General features: G+C 57.5%; 15 protein-coding genes. 8 read left to right on the forward strand and 7 right to left on the reverse strand.

What is annotated here, in order from left to right; all coding sequences use genetic code 11:
* Nucleotides 1-2: 2 nt before the first annotated feature.
* The 4 genes from Q7W83_RS09755 to Q7W83_RS09770 all read right to left on the reverse strand — a co-directional run bounded on the left by Q7W83_RS09755 (nt 3) and on the right by Q7W83_RS09770 (nt 1,857).
* Entirely contained in the window at nt 3-284 is a 282-nt protein-coding gene (locus Q7W83_RS09755) for a DUF3303 domain-containing protein (protein ID WP_150632018.1), read from the reverse strand.
* Between the two features lie 202 nt (nt 285-486).
* The gene (locus Q7W83_RS09760; RefSeq protein ID WP_150632019.1) at nt 487-888 is read right to left on the reverse strand and encodes a hypothetical protein; all 402 of its coding nucleotides are present in this window, start codon (nt 886-888) and stop codon (nt 487-489) included.
* A gap of 171 nt (nt 889-1,059) precedes the next feature.
* Nucleotides 1,060-1,311, reverse strand: a complete 252-nt coding sequence (grxC, locus tag Q7W83_RS09765) for a glutaredoxin 3 (protein ID WP_150638588.1) — start codon at nt 1,309-1,311, stop codon at nt 1,060-1,062.
* Nucleotides 1,312-1,338: 27 nt separating this feature from the next.
* Complete coding sequence (locus Q7W83_RS09770; protein ID WP_150632021.1) at nt 1,339-1,857, reverse strand: carboxymuconolactone decarboxylase family protein; 519 nt, start codon at nt 1,855-1,857, stop codon at nt 1,339-1,341.
* Nucleotides 1,858-1,991: 134 nt separating this feature from the next.
* On the opposite strand from Q7W83_RS09770, the gene Q7W83_RS09775 reads away from it, so the two are divergent.
* From Q7W83_RS09775 to Q7W83_RS09800, 6 genes are all read left to right on the forward strand, one after another.
* A complete protein-coding gene (locus Q7W83_RS09775) occupies nt 1,992-2,819 on the forward strand; it encodes an AraC family transcriptional regulator (protein ID WP_150632022.1) in 828 nt (275 codons plus the stop codon).
* 281 nt (nt 2,820-3,100) lie between these two features.
* Nucleotides 3,101-3,598 (forward strand): hypothetical protein, encoded by a 498-nt coding sequence (locus Q7W83_RS09780; protein WP_473655931.1) that lies wholly within the window; start codon nt 3,101-3,103, stop codon nt 3,596-3,598.
* Between the two features lie 356 nt (nt 3,599-3,954).
* The gene (locus Q7W83_RS09785) at nt 3,955-4,512 is read left to right on the forward strand and encodes a polysaccharide biosynthesis/export family protein (protein ID WP_150638580.1); all 558 of its coding nucleotides are present in this window, start codon (nt 3,955-3,957) and stop codon (nt 4,510-4,512) included.
* Nucleotides 4,513-4,538: 26 nt separating this feature from the next.
* Nucleotides 4,539-5,657, forward strand: a complete 1,119-nt coding sequence (locus Q7W83_RS09790; protein ID WP_473657605.1) for a hypothetical protein — start codon at nt 4,539-4,541, stop codon at nt 5,655-5,657.
* 21 nt (nt 5,658-5,678) lie between these two features.
* Nucleotides 5,679-7,244, forward strand: a complete 1,566-nt coding sequence (locus Q7W83_RS09795) for a GumC family protein (RefSeq protein ID WP_150632025.1) — start codon at nt 5,679-5,681, stop codon at nt 7,242-7,244.
* Between the two features lie 68 nt (nt 7,245-7,312).
* Nucleotides 7,313-8,044, forward strand: coding sequence for a CpsD/CapB family tyrosine-protein kinase (locus Q7W83_RS09800; protein ID WP_224787809.1), 732 nt, complete (start codon nt 7,313-7,315; stop codon nt 8,042-8,044).
* A gap of 43 nt (nt 8,045-8,087) precedes the next feature.
* Here Q7W83_RS09800 and galE read toward each other — a convergent pair whose 3' ends face one another.
* The 3 genes from galE to Q7W83_RS09815 are packed head-to-tail and all read right to left on the reverse strand — an operon-like array spanning nt 8,088 to nt 13,258.
* Nucleotides 8,088-9,065: a UDP-glucose 4-epimerase GalE gene (gene galE, locus Q7W83_RS09805; protein WP_150632027.1), complete on the reverse strand. Its 978-nt coding sequence runs from the start codon at nt 9,063-9,065 to the stop codon at nt 8,088-8,090.
* Nucleotides 9,066-9,110: 45 nt separating this feature from the next.
* Nucleotides 9,111-11,726 carry a glycoside hydrolase 5 family protein gene (locus Q7W83_RS09810; protein ID WP_473655932.1) on the reverse strand — a complete coding sequence of 872 codons (2,616 nt, stop codon included), beginning with the start codon at nt 11,724-11,726 and terminating at the stop codon, nt 9,111-9,113.
* Between the two features lie 5 nt (nt 11,727-11,731).
* Nucleotides 11,732-13,258: an O-antigen ligase family protein gene (locus Q7W83_RS09815; protein WP_150632029.1), complete on the reverse strand. Its 1,527-nt coding sequence runs from the start codon at nt 13,256-13,258 to the stop codon at nt 11,732-11,734.
* Between the two features lie 95 nt (nt 13,259-13,353).
* On the opposite strand from Q7W83_RS09815, the gene Q7W83_RS09820 reads away from it, so the two are divergent.
* Together Q7W83_RS09820 and Q7W83_RS09825 are read left to right on the forward strand one after the other, a co-directional pair.
* Nucleotides 13,354-14,730, forward strand: a complete 1,377-nt coding sequence (locus Q7W83_RS09820) for an oligosaccharide flippase family protein (RefSeq protein ID WP_150632030.1) — start codon at nt 13,354-13,356, stop codon at nt 14,728-14,730.
* Nucleotides 14,731-15,043: 313 nt separating this feature from the next.
* Nucleotides 15,044-16,507, forward strand: a complete 1,464-nt coding sequence (locus Q7W83_RS09825) for an FAD-dependent oxidoreductase (RefSeq protein ID WP_150653141.1) — start codon at nt 15,044-15,046, stop codon at nt 16,505-16,507.
* The last annotated feature ends 2 nt before the right edge of the window (nt 16,508-16,509 follow it).

The following is a 16,509-nucleotide window of genomic DNA, read 5'->3' on the forward strand; positions in this document are numbered from 1 at the left end:
GACTATTGCTTGCCGACTGCCGCTGCCAGCAGAGGCGCGGCCTGTACATCGGTCAACGCGGCATGGACTTCCATGTCCATCAGGTCATTCCATTGCAGCACCCACGTTTGAATCTGTACGACATCGTCGGTTTCGGCGATGCCAACACCGCGCGAGCCACCGACGGCATGCCAGCGCCCAAGCATTTTGACGCCGGGTGGCGGGGCACCTTGGGTCTCGAGAAAGCGCTTGATCACGCTGTTACGGTTTTGCGGACTGATCGACCAACTGACCATGAATAACATCTGCCACCTCCTGCTATGGATTGGCACCTGTTGCTCTTCGCGCACCTGGCTGGCGCCGGGGCCACGGTCACGCCTGTTTCCCGCTTCATCCTGACGGGTCTGAAAGCTTTTCTCCCTTGAGAAGGCATAGCAGCGCGCCGGGATTCACGTACGACCGCTGATCCTCTTTCGTGGCATTCGGGGGCGGTGGGGCATTCAACCGTCAAGCGTCACGCAACAGGTCGTTGGCGTTGAGCAGTTCGTAGGCGATTTCGGGGCGTTTCTCCAACCCGCGACGAATCGCGGCCGGGATCGCCTGGCGGGTTTTGCGGCACAGCCCCGGTAACTCGCCGATGGAGATGGCGATGCCGCGCATGGTGCGGACTTCGTTGAAACCGGGGGCGATTTCCACCCGGATGCCCAGTTGCTCGAACATCCGCTGCTGCAGCCGTTCGAGGTCGCCCAGGCTCTGGAGATTTTCCAGGCGCTCGATCAAGCGTTTTTCCTCGGTGCGGGTCAGAAACAGGATGCGCAAGTCCGCCCCCGCTTGTTCCAGCAGCGGTTCACGCTCGCAGTTGCAGGCACCGGGCGGGCAGGGTTGGCGGATCGGCAGCGAAGTGGTCATAGGACTCAATCATAGAGCGCTCTGCGCGTGTTTGCCCACTGTGCAGAACCTGCACTCGGCCTCTCGGATTACACCGATCCCCTGTAGATACCGTCTTACCCCTCACCGAGCAAGTGCTCAAATCGGGTCAAACGTCTGACCCGATTTGAGCACCCCGTAAACTCGTCAACCTCAGGCCAGCATCGACAGCAAAGCACCCTGACGATCGAGTTTGGCCAGATCGTCAAACCCTCCGACATGCGTGTCACCGATAAAAATCTGCGGCACGCTGCGCCGACCGCTACGGCTGAGCATCTCCTGGAATTTCCCCGGTTCCGATTGAACGTTTATTTCCTGTGCCGCAATGCCTCGGCTGGCCAGCAGCATTTTCGCGTTACGGCAGTAAGGGCAGGTGTCAGTGGTGTAGAGCGTCACGGTGTTCATAAGCGGTGCTCCCAAATTGAAAGTCGTTCAAGCATCGATGGCCGGGAAATCAATCTCGGTCAGGGCGACGTTGTTGAGGTAATTGGTCAGGGTCTGCGAGGCCACGTGGGCGATCACTTCGATGATCTTGCTGTCGTTGATGCCGGCTGCCCGTGCCGCTGCGATCTGCTCGTTGCTCAGGTGGCCGCGGCTTTCGGTGATCTGTCGGGCGAGGGTGGCAAAGGCATTGAGCTGGCCGTTGCGGGCGCTGAGGATATCCTGCGCAGACAACCCGGCCTTGCCGGCAAACACGGTGTGGGCGGCGAGGCAGTAGTCGCATCCATTTACCTGGGACGTGGCGAGGAAGATCGCTTCTTTCTCGGTGGCGCTCAGCGACGTTTTACCGAGGGTTGCAGACTGTTGCAGATAAGAGGACAGCACGGCGGGTGCCTGCGCTAGCGTCTTGAAGACATTGGGCAAAAAACCGATTTTTTTCTGCACGCCTTCCAACAGCGGGCGGGTGGTGTCGGTGGCGTGTTCGAGGCTCAGGGTGTTGATGCGGCTCATGGTGAATCTCCGTAGAGGACTGCGCGGTGTGCGCTGGGTACGGGCTCCATGTTAGTGACGAGCGCTGGCCTATTGGCTGCAAATCGTCGAGGATATGCGACAGATCGTCCAGATTTGCCATCAGGAGCCTGTCCATGGATCGCCTGTCCACTTTGCTCAGCCATTTCGGCGTCAGCGCCGGCACCTTCCACAGCGGCACGTTCTGCGGCACCACCGGTTTTGACGGTGATCAGGCCTGTGGGCATCTTCATCTGCTGCAATCGGGCGAGTTGACCCTGAAACTGGCCGATGAGCGCGCGATTCAGCTCAACACACCCACCTTGATTTTCTTCCCTCGACCTTACCGCCACCGATTGATTGCCTCTGACGCGTCCGACACGCAACTGGTGTGCGCCTCGCTGACGTTCGATGGCGGTGGGGGGAATGCCCTGGCGGCGGCCTTGCCCGATTACCTGGTGCTTGATCTCGAAGAGGTGCCGAGCATGGCCGGTACGCTGGACTGGCTGTTCAACGAAGCCTTCGGCGGCATTTGCGGTCGCGAAGCGATGATGGACCGTCTGTTCGAGGTGCTGGTGATCCAGTTGCTGCGGCACATTCTGACTAACCGCGAACAAAGCCCCGGCATGATGGCCGGTCTGGCCGACCCACGCCTGGCACGCTCGTTAAGTCTGATGCACGACACGCCCGGCCAGTCCTGGACCGTGGCTGAGTTGTCGGCGGCAGCCAACATGTCCCGAGCCAGTTTTGCCGAACACTTTCGGCAGGTGGTGGGGCAAACCCCGGTTGATTATCTGGTGAGTTGGCGCATCAGCCTCGCCCAGAAACGCTTGCGTGAAGGCAAGTCCATTGCCCTGATTGCCGATGAAGTGGGGTATGAAAGCCCTTCGGCGCTCGCTCGTGCGTTTCGGCGCAAGACAGGCGTCAGTCCGCGAGAGTGGTTGCACAGCAGCAAGCGTCGATAGTTTTTTGTCGCCGGTCTTTCGGCAGCGGAAGAACTCAGTTTCAAAGCCGGTTTCAGAGGGGCGGAGGCCCACATTTGAGGCGTTTCAAGGGCATAGAGATCCTTGGAGCGACGAGGGCTTTTTGCCGTTTTTTTGACGCCATGCTCCCTTGATTTTTATTTTTATTTATTGTTGTGACGGACCATTGACGTAATGGCGATGTGCTTATAGGCTCAAATCAGCTGGGTAACGAATCCTTCATTCGGTATCAGGAAAACCCTGTGTGCAGGGAGGCGGTCTTTATGCGTTCATCACTGATTCTCAAATCCGTTTTGTTCTGCGTGCTCTTTAATGGTGCGGCCATTGCCACCGCCCAGGCGGCACATTTGGCTCGTGAAATTAACCGCATAGATAATACTTGCGAAGCGCATGGTCCAAAAGTGGGCATGACTGCCGCCGATCAGGGTAGCGCCCCTTCCACCGTTGCGAATGCTCCGGGCGAGACAGCTGGGGCCGGTGATATCAGCTTCGCTGATACAGCAAAAAATCAAATCAACCATCTGATTGAGTCTGCCGCCAAGGTGGGCGCTACCGTCAATAGTTCTTCCTGCGACGGATTAATGGCGCAAGTTGCAATTGACAAGTTAATGGCAAATTCAGGTGCGCAAAGTAAAGTTTTGAGTGGCGAGAATGATGTCCTCACCCATCAACCGAATGCAGTTTCGTTATCTGCTGCCGCCTGGCTGTTTTCATCAGCGTTATTCGGTTTTGTTATGGTCGCCAACCGGCGGAAGGTATAGCTAGCTTCTTGTTTTTGCTGGCGATTATATGGCGCATTGATACTAGTAATTGATGTCAGTTTGATGGATGGCGATGTATCCGTTGAATGACGGATTCTATTAAGCAGAGTGCTATTAATTTGGCAGGCAGACATCGAGGGCGACATGTTTAACGGCAACTTACTGTTAAATAAAAAACATCCTTCGCCAGCAGTTTTTCGGCAGGCAGTAGAGGCGTCGGGCCGAGGAAAATGGGCCGGCACCGAGCACGAAAATCTGCCCCTTGATCGTTTCCTTGACCTATAAATGAGCAAGAGTGATTTACCCCGGCTTTTGTGTGAAACTCTTGGCAAGGCTACTTAGGCGGAGGGATCCCGATGTCGCGTTTCTGGTTACCCGTGGTCTGTGCGCTGGCAATTTTGCCCAGCATTTCCAATGCTGTAGAAAAAGAAACGGCTTACACATTGAGTCCGGGCGATACGCTCAATGTCTCAGTTTGGGGCGAAGAAAAGCTCAAGCAGGATGTGATCGTTCTTCCCAATGGAAGCATCACTTTCCCGCTGGCAGGGCAGGTTGAGGTGGCGGGTCTCGATACCACCGCAGTCGAAGAGAAAATAGCGGCCAAGCTTGTAAAATTCATACCCGATCCGCAGGTGAGCGTGGTTGTCACGGGCACCGCCGGCAATCTCGTGTATGTGCAGGGCAAAGTGTTGAAGCCCGGCAGTGTCCACTTATCAGGTCAAACGTCAGTGCTGCAGGTTTTGAGCATGGCGGGTGGACTCGACAAATTCGCCGCCAAGAATGACATCAAGGTCGTGCGACTCGATGGATCAAAACAACAGATCCTGCGTGTCGATTACAACGAGTTGATGTCCGGCGATGACATGACCACCAATTTTATTCTTAAGGCCGGCGATACGCTGGTCGTGCCTTAGCCTTGCGCGATGCACTAGGGATTACCTTGCTTGCTCTTCGATCTACCGGGGTTGCCACGGCAACCCTGATCCTTTCGTGTTCCGGTGTGGCCTCTGCGGCGACCTGGCAGCCGGCAATAACGGTGCCTTCGACTGTTGAGTACGACAGCAATCCACTGTTGCTCACAAGTGGTGAGAAGGGCGTGACCCGCACCATTATCGCCCCCGATCTCAGCCTTGTCGGCACTGCCGGAAGGGATGAGTTTCAGTTCGGTCTCGGCGTCTACGTCGTGCGTTCTTCGGATACCGACATCGTGACGGACCGTGAAGACCCCCGATTGAAACTGGGGTGGCATCGGGAGACCGAAACGGGCGGTTTCGGATTCACGGCCAGGTATGAAGAGAGCTCTACGCTCTCCACTGCCGTCCAGGAAACCGGCGTGGTAGCGGCCGACGGCACGCAGAAGCTTTATACCGTGGGTGGCAACTGGAGCAGGGCGCTCAGCGAGCGAAGTACCTTGCTCAACGAGACTGACTTCACTCATGTCACTTACGACATTCCCACCCTGATCAACTACGACGAACTGGCCACCCGCTTGACGTGGAACTACGCGTGGAGCGAGAGGACCGAGGTGTTCACCCGTTTAGGCGTCAGACGCTATGAGCCTGAGAAAGGCTCGGCAACGGCCTCCTCCTCAAACAGCTACACACCCACGGTTGGCGTGAATTTCCAGGTCTCCGAGCAGTTAAAGGGCACGGTGTACGCGGGCGTCAATCAAGTCTCCGGTTCGGGTGACGGCCCCAAGGGGCAAGGCGGTTTTTCCTTGCAATACGCCGGCGAGCGGTTTGATGCGCTCGTCGACGCCGGTCGCAGTACGGTCGCTAGCGGGGACGGCGGATTCGTCGAGGCGGACACTCTGAGGGGAACATTCAGTTACGCCATCGATGAGGTCCGACGCACCGGTTTTGACGCCTCCTGGCAAGACACCAAGGGGCAGACGCCGAATACCCTGATCAATTACAGCGCATGGGTCAGTCAAGAACTCTCGCCTTTTTGGAATGCCCGCCTATTCTTCACATACAAAGAACGCAAGCAGGACAGCTTGCCGGATGCCAGCGCAAATGTCGTCGGGTTGACCTTGACTTATAGTTACCCCGGTCTCTGAAATTCAGCTTTGTGATGATCTATGACTACTGAATATGAAATGTCGGTCAACGACTACATTGCAATCATCAAGCACCACGCTGTGCTGTTGATCGTCAGTTGCGTGGTGATATTCGGCGTGAGCATCGCGGTCGCGATGTCACTCCCGCCCACCTTTGAGTCCTCCGGCACGATTCTGATCGAGTCGCAACAGATCTCGCCTGAGCTGGTCGCGGCGAATAACAGCACCTTTGCCGATGAGCGCATCGAAGTCATTCGCCAGCGCGTGATGACCCGGGAAAATCTGACAGCGATCATCGATAAATACAATTTGTTCTCTTCTCAAGGCCGGAACTTGAGCGTTTCCGAGAAAATCGATGAAATGCGCAATGCGATTGGCGTCACTCTGGTCAGCGCCGCGATCAAGGGGCGCGGGGAAGTGACGATTGCGTTTCGCCTTTCCTTTGAGCACCGCCGGCCAGAGATTGCCACCCAGGTGGCCAACGAACTGGTGACGCTGTTCCTGAATGAAAACATCAGGCAGCGCACCGAGCGCGCCAATGAGAACACAGAGTTCGCAAAGCAGGAGGCAGACAAGCTCGAGGTTGCCCTGAATGCCCAGGACAGTCGCGTGGCTGAATTCAAGGAGAAGTTCAGCGACGCGCTGCCCGAGAATCGGGAGTTGCTCACGAACATGTTGACGCGCGCCGAAAGCGACCTCAAAGAAGTCGACCGTGACTACAAGGCTGCCCGTGAGGAATTGCGCTTCAACGAGTTGGAGCTTGTTGCCGCCAACACCGGCGTAGCGACCAAGCCAGGAGCAACGGGTGCAGCGGCTGACAAGCCGCAGGACCTGGGCAGTCTCAAGGTGGAGTATGCCCGTTTGCAGACGCTGTATACCGACGCCCACCCCGATGTGCGTGCCGTGAAACGCAAGATTGCGGCACTTGAGGCGAACAAGGCGGTGGCCGGTAGTGCGGCAGTGCCCGTCAATATGGATGTAGCCAAGGCTCAGGCGCGGATCGCCGCCACCGAGGTACGTATCAAGTCACTGGCCGATCAGAAGCAGCAGACGGTCCAGAAAATATCCGAATACCAGGCGCGGATTATTGAAATGCCTCAAGTCGAGCGCGGCCTGATCACACTGATGCGCGACCATGACAACGCGAAAAAGAAATATGAGGAGATGCGCGCCAAAGAGATGAACGCGAGAATTTCCGAAAGCCTGGAACAGGAAAACAAGGCGGAACGCTTTGTTCTCCTGGAGTCGCCGCTGATGCCTGAAAAGCCGGTTCGGCCGAACCGCAAGAAAGTGGTCGCGATGGGCTTTGTGCTTGCCCCGGTGGGCGCTGGCGCGCTGGTGATGCTGCTCGAGATGATGAGTTCGCGCGTACGCGGTGCTGAAGCCCTGGCCAGTGTGCTCGGCAGACGCGTACTGGTTTCCATTCCCTACATTCACACCATGGCCGAACTGGAGCGCCGCAAAAAATGGCGAACGCGCCTGATCCTGTGTGGAGTCGTGTTGTTCGCGATCCTTCTGGTGCTCGTGCACTTGCTCTACATGCCTCTGGATCAGCTGGCGTATAAAACGCTGGGCCGGTTTGCATAAGGAATATAGATATGGAAATTATCAAGCCCGATACCGAAAACACCGAGCCCAAGAACTCGTCAAAAGCCATGACACCCACTGCGCAATCTACAGGTCTGAATGCGCTCAGTTATGTGCAAACCAAAGTTGTCCCTTTGCGGCCGGATCACCTCGAGCGCAATCGCATTGTGGCGTACAACAAGAATTCACATATGGGCGGGGCGTTCGATCTGCTGCGTACGCAAGTGCTGAAAGTCATGGAAGAAAATGGCTGGCGCACGCTCGCTATCACCTCGCCGACACCGGAGGCCGGCAAGACGGTATTGGCGATCAACCTGGCAATGAGCATCGCTCATCACACCACCAAGACGGCATTGCTGGTGGATTTCGACTTGCGCCGTCCGACGGTGGGTACCTGCCTGGGGCTGTCGATGGAGAAATCGCTTAATGAATACCTGGCCGATGAAGCGGAACTGCAAGAGGTTCTGGTTAACCCTACCTTGCCGCGCTTTGTAGTCCTGCCGACCCGTAAGCCGATTCCTCTCTCCACCGAGGTGCTGTCATCGCCCAAGGTGAGCCACTTGATCGGTGATTTGCGCGAACGCTACAACTCACGAGTCGTGATTTTCGATTTGCCGCCCATCTTGAGTTCGGACGATGTCATTACCGTCCTGCCCAAGTTCGACTGCGTCCTGCTCGTGGTTGCCAATGGCATGAACAGCAGGAAAGAAATCGAGGAAAGCCTTCACCATCTGGGGACCGCCAATCTGATTGGCACCGTGCTGAACAAAGCCGAGCCGCAAAACCGCTCGTACTACTAGTCCATTACCCTCACACGGTCGGCGCTATTGGCGAGCGCCGACTTCAGTGCCAGGGATGCTTCTTTTCCCAGCTCCAGGCGTGCGTCACGATCTGTTCCAGTGAAGCAAATTGTGGCTGCCAGCCAAGTAGCGTACAGGCACGTTGGGGGTCTGCCACGAGTCGTGGTGGATCACCCGCACGGCGCGGCGCATCGCTGACGGAGATGTCCTGACCGGTCACGCGGCGCGCGGTGTCTATGACTTCCTGTACCGAGAACCCTTGGCCGTTACCGAGGTTGAACGCCGTGCTTGCACCGCCGGCCAACAGGTAATCCACGGCCAGTGCGTGAGCGGCCGTCAGATCGGCAACGTGGACATAGTCGCGAATGCACGTGCCGTCAGGCGTGTCGTAATCGCGACCATAAACGGTGATGGACGCGCGTCGACCGGAGGCCGCTTGCAGGATCAGTGGCAGCAGGTGGGTTTCCGGTTCATGGCGTTCACCCAGCTGTCCTTCAGGGTCGGCGCCGGCGGCGTTGAAGTAGCGCAGGCAGACCGATTTGAGACCGTATGCGCGGTCGAAATCCTCAAGCATCTGTTCCACCATCCACTTGCTGCGACCATACGGGTTGATCGCCGCCTTGGGGTGTTCTTCGTCGATGGGCACGTACACCGGGTCGCCATAGACGGCGGCAGTCGAGGAGAAGATGAACTGCTTGACGTTCGCGCGCACCATGGCTTGTAGCAGCGTCAGTGTGGCGGCGAGGTTGTTCTGGTAGTACTTGGCCGGTTCAGTGACGGATTCGCCGACCTGTATGAACGAGGCGAAGTGGAACACGGCATCGAAGTGGTGTGCGGCAAACAAGGCGTCCAGGGCCTGCGCATCGGCGATGTCCAGCTCAACCAGCGTTCCGCCCGTCAAGGCGTCGCGATACCCCGTGGAAAAATTGTCGGCCACCACCAGCTCGTGGCCTGCGCGCAATAGATGCTTGACCATGTGCGAGCCGATGTAACCTGCGCCGCCGACCACCAAAAAATTCATCCTGTCCTCCTGGAAACTGTTGCTGTGCAAACGCAGATTGTACCGTCAGTGCGCCGCGCTTTTTTTCAAAAACAACCAATTGAAAGCCTGCACGCCGTCGAACGTGATCGTGTAGCGCCCATCAAGGTAAGTCGCGGGCAACTTCTTCATTTGTGCCGACGTGCCTTGTGTGTACAGCGTCAGGCCTGGCGGTCCCTGAATGCTGAGCGTGCCTTCAAGCGGCTCGACATAAAAAGGTGTTTTGTCATCGTCTTTGGGGATAGCGCGAGTGCCCAGAGAAATCAGCAGATTCTGCGATCGACCGACAGGCGCGGCGTCCAGGCTTTGCACCACCACGCTGGCATTGGCGGTCTTCACTTGGACCTTGATGTTGCCGAGGCTGATCGACTCGCCACCGATCCAGCCCGTAATGGCCTGGGTGCGCGGCGTATTAATGGTGTAGATGCCTTGTTTCCAGTTGCGCTTGAGTTCACCCGTGTCGGTCGTGGACTCGCTGGCATTGGCGTCCAGCAACGACTGGTCAGGGTCATGAAACACCTGCGCATTGCTCGGGATAACGCCCGGTTGCAACCAGGGCAGTTCCGGCGTTTTTGGCATGGCGATTTGCAGCTTGCCTTTCTCCATGGCGGTACGCAGCAGAACCGAGTTGGCCGGTGAGACGGGCTTGTTGAACAGGGTGTCGGGCGTCGGCGCAAAGACGTACGTCGTGTTGGCTTCGCTGACGTCGGCGCGACGATAGAGCAGGGCGGCGGCGGGCAGGGTGGCCAGCATGGCGGGATCGTTATAGGCGTGCCAGTTGTCAGCCGTTACCCAGCCACCGTCGAGCGGCTGCTGGCTGTAGGCATATTGCATCAGCGCGTCCCAGCCCTGGTGGCTGGCGGTGCCGGCGACATAGAGGGGCAACGAGTGGCGGTCGGGTGTCGGGAACGGTTCGCTGTTCCACTCGGTGACGGTCAGGGGTTTGCCTGTCACTTGGCCGGCGGCGATCCAGTCGACAATGCCGGCACTGGTGAGCGGGTTTTTCTCCAGTTGGCCCGCGCCGCCATAGCTGTGAACGTCGATGACGTCGCCCGCAGTCAGGGCCGGCAAGGAACTCAGGCCATCGCCTCCCCAACTGCTGGTGGTGACAATGGGCACCTTCACGCCTGATTCGCGCAGATGCTGAATCATCTCTACGTTGAAACTCTGTTCCAGGTCGTTAAGGAACAGCTTGGCGGGGCCGTGCTCCCACGAACGCCAGGTGAGCCCTGCCGAGAGATTGTGCTGGCTGGCAAAGGCATCGGCCCGACGCTTGTAGAGCTCCCAGTGCCTGGGGACTCCCTTGTCTCGCAACAGGGCGTTACCGAAGTGTTGGGTGACGTCATTTTCGTTGGTGATCAGCACGGCGGCGATTGCCGGATCATCTTTATAGGCTAGGCCGGTAAAGGGATTTACATGGGTCACGTAGGCTTCGGCGAAGCGTTTCATTGCCTGCTGAATGGTGATGTTTACGTACGCGAAGCCCTTGAGGCTGGCGTTGTTCTGCTGGTCTTTTGGCAGCTCATCGAAGCCGAAAATGTTGTCCCTGGCCATAAGGGCTCGCTCGACGTGCATGTCGAGCCAGACATAAATGCCTTCATCCTTCAGGCACTTGATCCACCAGTCGATTTTTTTCAGCGATTCTGCGCTGAGTTGCTGAGTGTCGTGCGTGAGGTCGCGGTCACCAAAGATATTGGGGCTGACCCAGGGCGAGTCATGGTGGTGCAGTCGCACGAGGTTGAAACCCAGTGCCGACAGGCGTTTGGCTTGCTGCTTTATCCCTTCGTCAGAGGTGCGAAACAGCGCATAGGAGGTGATGTTGGTGCCCCAGAAACGCGCCGGAGTGTTGTCCGCGAACAGCAGTTGTTCGCCGGACGCTTTGACGAAGCCGCGTTTGCCCGCAGGTTTTTCATCCGCGTTGAGGAAGGACAGATCGACGGGAGAGGTTTTGATGTCGACCTTGTCATCTGGCCAGGTCTTCGGGTCAGCCAGGCCAAAACGCTCTGTCGTGGTAGGGCCGAGAACGACGACGCCAGAAATGCTCAGGGTAGCTTTGACGTGTTGGCGGCCGGGCTTGATCGTGTTTTTGTAGAAGAATGCACGCACCTCGGATGGATTGCCGGGTTCAAAGTAAACACTTGCCAGTGCCGGCTCGAAACGCATCTCGATGCGTCGACCTTGTGCATTGCCCCACGACCAGCCGCGGTTGCCGGGCAGCAAATCCGGCTTGCCCATTTCACCGGCGAAAAGGGCCGGGTCGAAATTGAAGACGATACCCCCACCCATCACGCCCGACTTCACGCTGTGTGCTTCCAGGTCAAAGTCCCAGGTCAGCGTCTGCTCGTTTTCTTTCTGGATCTGCGTCGCCAGGTCGAAGTCCAGGTCCTTGTTCTGGCCTTCCAGGGTGTATTTGTAGGGGCCGTCGACCTTGAACCGGGTGCCGAAAGACGTCCAGTCCCAATTACTCCCCCAGAAGGTGAATTTTGAGGCCGCGACAGGGCTGCCGCCGCGCGTCAGCACTGGCAGACCGCTGAGTTCATCGACGCTGGCGACCCACTCCGAGGCCCAGGTCCTGAACGGCCAAATGGCAACGCACAGGAGCGCCAGAACCAGCATCGGAGTGCGGCGAAATGAAGTGGTCATTGGCATTACCGGAGTTGGAGGTGGGCACTCGCAGTGACTGCGGTCGACGTGTGTTTGAGCTTGCGAGCCATCTGGACATAGGCAACACCCAGCCCGGCCACCGACCAATACACAATGGGGATGAACGTGATACTGCTGACCGTCACAATGGTCACCATGATCCCGGCCAGTGTCGCCAGGAGCGCGCGTCCGAGCCGGCGCCTTTCATCATCCTTATCTGGGAACGAACGCATCGCCTTGCGGATACCCAGCAGAACAGTGACAAAAAAAGCCACGAACAGCGTCAGCCCGACCAACCCGACCTGCAGCGCCACGTTGATGTAGGTGTTCACGATATCGATGATGCCCTGGCCCTGAATCATGGATTGCATTTCCGGGGTGTTGCGGAAATCGAAAGCGCCAAACAAGGGATTGCGCTGAATAACGATCATTGCGTTATCGAACAAACGTTGCCGGTACGTGATGTTCTCTACTTCGAGGGTGCCGATGAACGGTAGCAGGTCGAGGATTTTTTGCCCGCCCGGCACGATGGCCAGCAACGGAAGAGCGAGTACAGCGGCGAGCGCCAGCAACATCAATTTTTTGGCAGCGCCGCGACCCGTGGCGATGAACGCTGTGATCATCACGACGGCGCCGATCCAGGGGCCGCGCGACAGCGGCGCGAACAGTCCGCCAGCCAGCAGGAGAGCGCCAAGCCGGCGCTGAAATTTGCTGCGCACGCCTTCTTGCAAAAACAGGTAGAGGCCGAGGGCTACGCTGATGACAAACCCCAGCGCAATGGCCTGGCCAGTGGTGGCGCTGGCGCGCAATGAACCACCACGGCTCAAGTAGCCGGACATTTCCCATTGCATGCCCAGGGCGTCCGTCAGCGCGCTGTAGAGCAGCCAGCTGCGGGCAAATTCGAAGAGCCCGATAATGGACAGCACCATGGCGGCGAGGACGAAGGCCAACAGGGCGTCCTTGAAGTCGCTGAGGTCTTTCAGGGCCCGGCTGGCAACGTAGTAGGGCAGGAAAACTTCGATGAACATGTAGGCCGTTTGGCGCAACGTGTCGGTGGGCGTGGTTTCGCGCAGCAACAGCAGGCTCGTCAGTACCAGGCCGCCGGCCAGCAGTTTGTCAGGCCAGGTGCGTCCGAAAGGCAACGTGTCTGCTCGCCTGCGCAGCGCGAAGAACGCGGGAAGCAAGACGCACAGGGACAGCAGCCGGATATGGTTGAGATCAAAGAAATAGTTGATGACGCCCATGCCGGGAATCTGCGCCGACGCCGGCGGGGCGAGAAACAGCAGCATGAAGAACAGCGCCACGGGATTGCGCTCGCGTTTTCGTGCGATCGTCAGCACCACAGCGGCAACGGCGGCATACACCCAGAAACTGTGCGCGAAAAAAACCAGCAGGGTCAAAACGAACCACAGATTGCGGCGCCGTGTGAAGTCGTTGTACGGAATCAGGTCCTTTGCGGGTCGACGGGCAAGGGTAAAAACGGTGCCGGCGAGGACCAGAATGACGATTAGCGCGCGTATGTGCTCAGGCATGAATGAATGCACTTATTGATTGGTGAGCGAAGCATAGTGGATTGCCTGATTGCGGCTATAGTAACGTTCGTGCAACAGCGTCCGGGATTGATGTTATGCCTTCAGTTGATATATCGCCATCGTTGAGCCTGCGCAAGCGAGCGATATTCGCCGGAGCCTGGAATCTCGGGGCACTTGTCACGTCTCAGGCCATGCGCCTGGGTGGCAACCTGATCATGGCTCGCCTGCTGATGCCGGAGATGTTCGGCATCATGATCATCGCCACCACCGTTTCGGTGATCATCCATTTGCTTTCCGATGTAGGCTTGCGCCAAAACATCATCCAGAGCCCGCGGGGTGACGACCCGGTATTTCTCAACACCGTGTGGACCGTGCAGATCGTGCGCGGTTTTATCCTGTTTGCCACGACACTTCTGATCGCAGGCTTCGCCTGGTTTGCGCAGGCCATCCAACTGTGGTCGCCCGAATCCACCTATGGTGCACCCGAGTTGCCGCTGGTGTTGGCCATTACCGGTTTGTCCGCGATCATCTACGGTTTTCAGTCGACAAAAGTCGACGTGGCCGTTCGCTCATTCCAGCAAAAGAAAGTCGTGCTCGCCGAGTTTGCGTCCCAGATTGCCGGCCTGCTGGTGATGCTGGTGATCGGTTACTTCACCCGGTCTATCTGGTCGCTGGTAGGGGCGGGCCTGGTCTCCGCTCTGGTCAGCCTGCTTCTGGGGCATTTCTGGTTTCCGGGCCCGCCTAACCGTCTGCTGTGGGATCGTAGTGCGCTCCAGGAGCTGGTCGTCTTCGGCCGATGGATATTGCTGTCTTCGGCAGTGGGCGTTCTGGCCATGAATGGCGATCGGATCTGGTTCGGCGGCAGCATGTCGGCCGCCGAACTGGGTGTCTACTCCATTGCCGTGCTGATTCTGGGGGCGATTACGCTCGGTGTGCAGAGGCTGGTTGGCGCCGTGGCGTTGCCAGCCTTCGGCGAAGCGGCAAGAAGCAATGACACCGTGCGGCTCCGCGCTTTGTATGACCGCTTCAGACTGATTGTCGACATCGCCTTGCTGTTTATCACCGGACTGTTGTGGACCATCAGCCCACTGATCATCCACTGGCTATACGACGAGCGTTATGCCGAGGCCGGCAGCATGATGGCCGTGCTTTCACTGTCTTTCTTCACCTTGCGCTACGGCGTGGCGCATCAAGCCTGGCTGGCCTTGGGGCTCACGAAGTACCAGGCCATGGATAACATCATCCGCGCCGTCTCGTTATGGGTGTTGCTGCCTGTGCTGTTGGCTATTGGCGGAGTGAAATATGCAATTTGGGGGGTCGCGCTGCATACGTTTCCTACACTTGTGCTAATTGTTTATGTGAACTGTCGTGTGGGGCTGTTCGATCTCAAGCGTGAGCTTGTTGTGCTGCCAATGTTGCTGGTCGGGGTGTTGTGCGGGGAGTTGGTGCTGGGCATTGCCGAATGGTTTTGATTTGAACGTGGTCACTTGTTGCGTTCAACGCCTTGGCGCGACGTCACTCTTCGGGGGAGTGATGGGGTTTGATGTGTAGCTGAGAATACAAACGCAATCTTAATGTCGTGGGGCTTTGAATCGTGAGTGAACTTGATTTGAATACCTCTGTGATGGGGCGCAGAGAATTCCTCCAGGCGTTTGCGGTATTGAGTCTTGGGGGGGTGACATTTGGATTGTCCTCGCTCCTTGCTCCGCCTTCCTCTGAGAAAAACGGGTTTGTCGTAATCAACGGCTGGGTGTTGCCTGCCCAGTATTTTCGGCAAACGCGAACATGATCAAAGATTACCAATCGCAGAAAGAACTGCGTGACGGCTACGACTTCTGCATCATCGGCGCCGGGCCGGCGGGCATCACGCTGGCGTTGCGTCTGGCCGGGAATGGTCGGCGCGTGCTGCTTCTGGAGGGTGGGGGGCGCGAGTATTCGCAGCCCTCGCAAACCCTCTACAGCTGCACTTCGACAGGCATGAATGTCTACGCCGAAGAAACCCGCCTGCGCTTTCTTGGCGGCACATCCAACCATTGGGCGGGGCGTTGCCGACCCTTCGAGAAGTCAGACTTTGACGTGCCCCCTCCCATCAATCTGCCCGGTTGGCCCATAGCGTTTTCCGAGATGGAGCGTTATCTGCCAGCGGCCATGGCCATTGTGGATCTTCCGGCGGACTCGGGGTTCAAGGCCATCAATGCGTCCATGGAAGGCGACGACTTTGACGCGGATCGTTTCCTGCTGAGCCCACCGACGAGATTTGCACAAAAGTACGCCAAGGATCTTCAAGAGACCGAAGGGCTTGATGTCTTCATCAATTGCAACTGTGTCGATCTGGAGTTCGATGACAAGACCGGTCGGATAGCTTGCATCGTTGTTTCCGATTACGAGAAGCACCGGGAGCGAGTGAAGGCAAAGCAATTTATTCTGGCGACGGGCGCTATTGAGAATGCCCGGCAACTGATGAACAGTGAGTCCCTGGCATCCGCCGGCATTGTCAGCAAGGACGGTTTCACCGGCAGATGTTTCATGGAACACCTGAACCTCGACCTGGGTACATTCATTCTGGGGGAAGGGCAAAGTACCGAGCCTCGGCAGTACTTCACCACCGATGCGTTTGTCGCGCAGTTTCAGTCAGGTAAAGGGAATGTCTCTGCTGCGCTGCTGGCGGAAGTGAAAGCTTACGGACGAACGGCAGCCATCAAGGACTTTTTGGAGACCCTCGCCTGCGATGCAGGGTTTGCGCACAAGTTCGATTTCATTTCCCACTTCAATTGCCCCGGGGATGGGGTGATCACCACCCTTATCGAACAATTTCCCAATCGAAATAGTCGCCTCACGTTGCTCAATGAACGGGATGCATTGGGGATGCGCAAGGTCAGCATCAATTGGGAAGTGGTACCCGAAGACAGACGTACCATCAAGTGCATTGGGATGGAGGTGGCGAAGTGTTTTGCCGAGACGGGGCTGGGCTTCGTCAAGCTGGAAGAGTGCGTGTATGACGTCTCCGTGCCACTGAAAGTGGCGCCCCATGCTCATCATATGGGGACTACGCGGATGGCCTCGGCGCCTGAGTCCGGCGTGGTCGACGAGAACTGCAAAGTGTTTGGCGTCGACAATCTTTACATAGCGGGCAGCAGTGTTTTTGCTACAGCCGGTGCGTGTAATCCGACCATGCCACTTTTGCAGCTTGCCCTGAGGCTGGCAGATCACCTTAATCATCAAGCGGGCCCGGCGGACAAGTATTCCTGATA

This window comes from Pseudomonas sp. 300, from assembly GCF_055803035.1.

Bases quoted from the DNA above. Each gene is read 5' to 3' on its own strand.
- Q7W83_RS09755 (WP_150632018.1), bottom strand. From the start codon at position 284: ATGTTATTCATGGTCAGTTGGTCGATCAGTCCGCAAAACCGTAACAGC.
- Q7W83_RS09760 (WP_150632019.1), bottom strand. From the start codon at position 888: ATGACCACTTCGCTGCCGATCCGCCAACCCTGCCCGCCCGGTGCCTGC.
- grxC (WP_150638588.1), bottom strand. From the start codon at position 1,311: ATGAACACCGTGACGCTCTACACCACTGACACCTGCCCTTACTGCCGT.
- Q7W83_RS09770 (WP_150632021.1), bottom strand. From the start codon at position 1,857: ATGAGCCGCATCAACACCCTGAGCCTCGAACACGCCACCGACACCACC.
- Q7W83_RS09775 (WP_150632022.1), top strand. From the start codon at position 1,992: ATGGATCGCCTGTCCACTTTGCTCAGCCATTTCGGCGTCAGCGCCGGC.
- Q7W83_RS09780 (WP_473655931.1), top strand. From the start codon at position 3,101: ATGCGTTCATCACTGATTCTCAAATCCGTTTTGTTCTGCGTGCTCTTT.
- Q7W83_RS09785 (WP_150638580.1), top strand. From the start codon at position 3,955: ATGTCGCGTTTCTGGTTACCCGTGGTCTGTGCGCTGGCAATTTTGCCC.
- Q7W83_RS09795 (WP_150632025.1), top strand. From the start codon at position 5,679: ATGACTACTGAATATGAAATGTCGGTCAACGACTACATTGCAATCATC.
- Q7W83_RS09800 (WP_224787809.1), top strand. From the start codon at position 7,313: ATGACACCCACTGCGCAATCTACAGGTCTGAATGCGCTCAGTTATGTG.
- galE (WP_150632027.1), bottom strand. From the start codon at position 9,065: ATGAATTTTTTGGTGGTCGGCGGCGCAGGTTACATCGGCTCGCACATG.
- Q7W83_RS09810 (WP_473655932.1), bottom strand. From the start codon at position 11,726: ATGACCACTTCATTTCGCCGCACTCCGATGCTGGTTCTGGCGCTCCTG.
- Q7W83_RS09815 (WP_150632029.1), bottom strand. From the start codon at position 13,258: ATGCCTGAGCACATACGCGCGCTAATCGTCATTCTGGTCCTCGCCGGC.
- Q7W83_RS09820 (WP_150632030.1), top strand. From the start codon at position 13,354: ATGCCTTCAGTTGATATATCGCCATCGTTGAGCCTGCGCAAGCGAGCG.
- Q7W83_RS09825 (WP_150653141.1), top strand. From the start codon at position 15,044: ATGATCAAAGATTACCAATCGCAGAAAGAACTGCGTGACGGCTACGAC.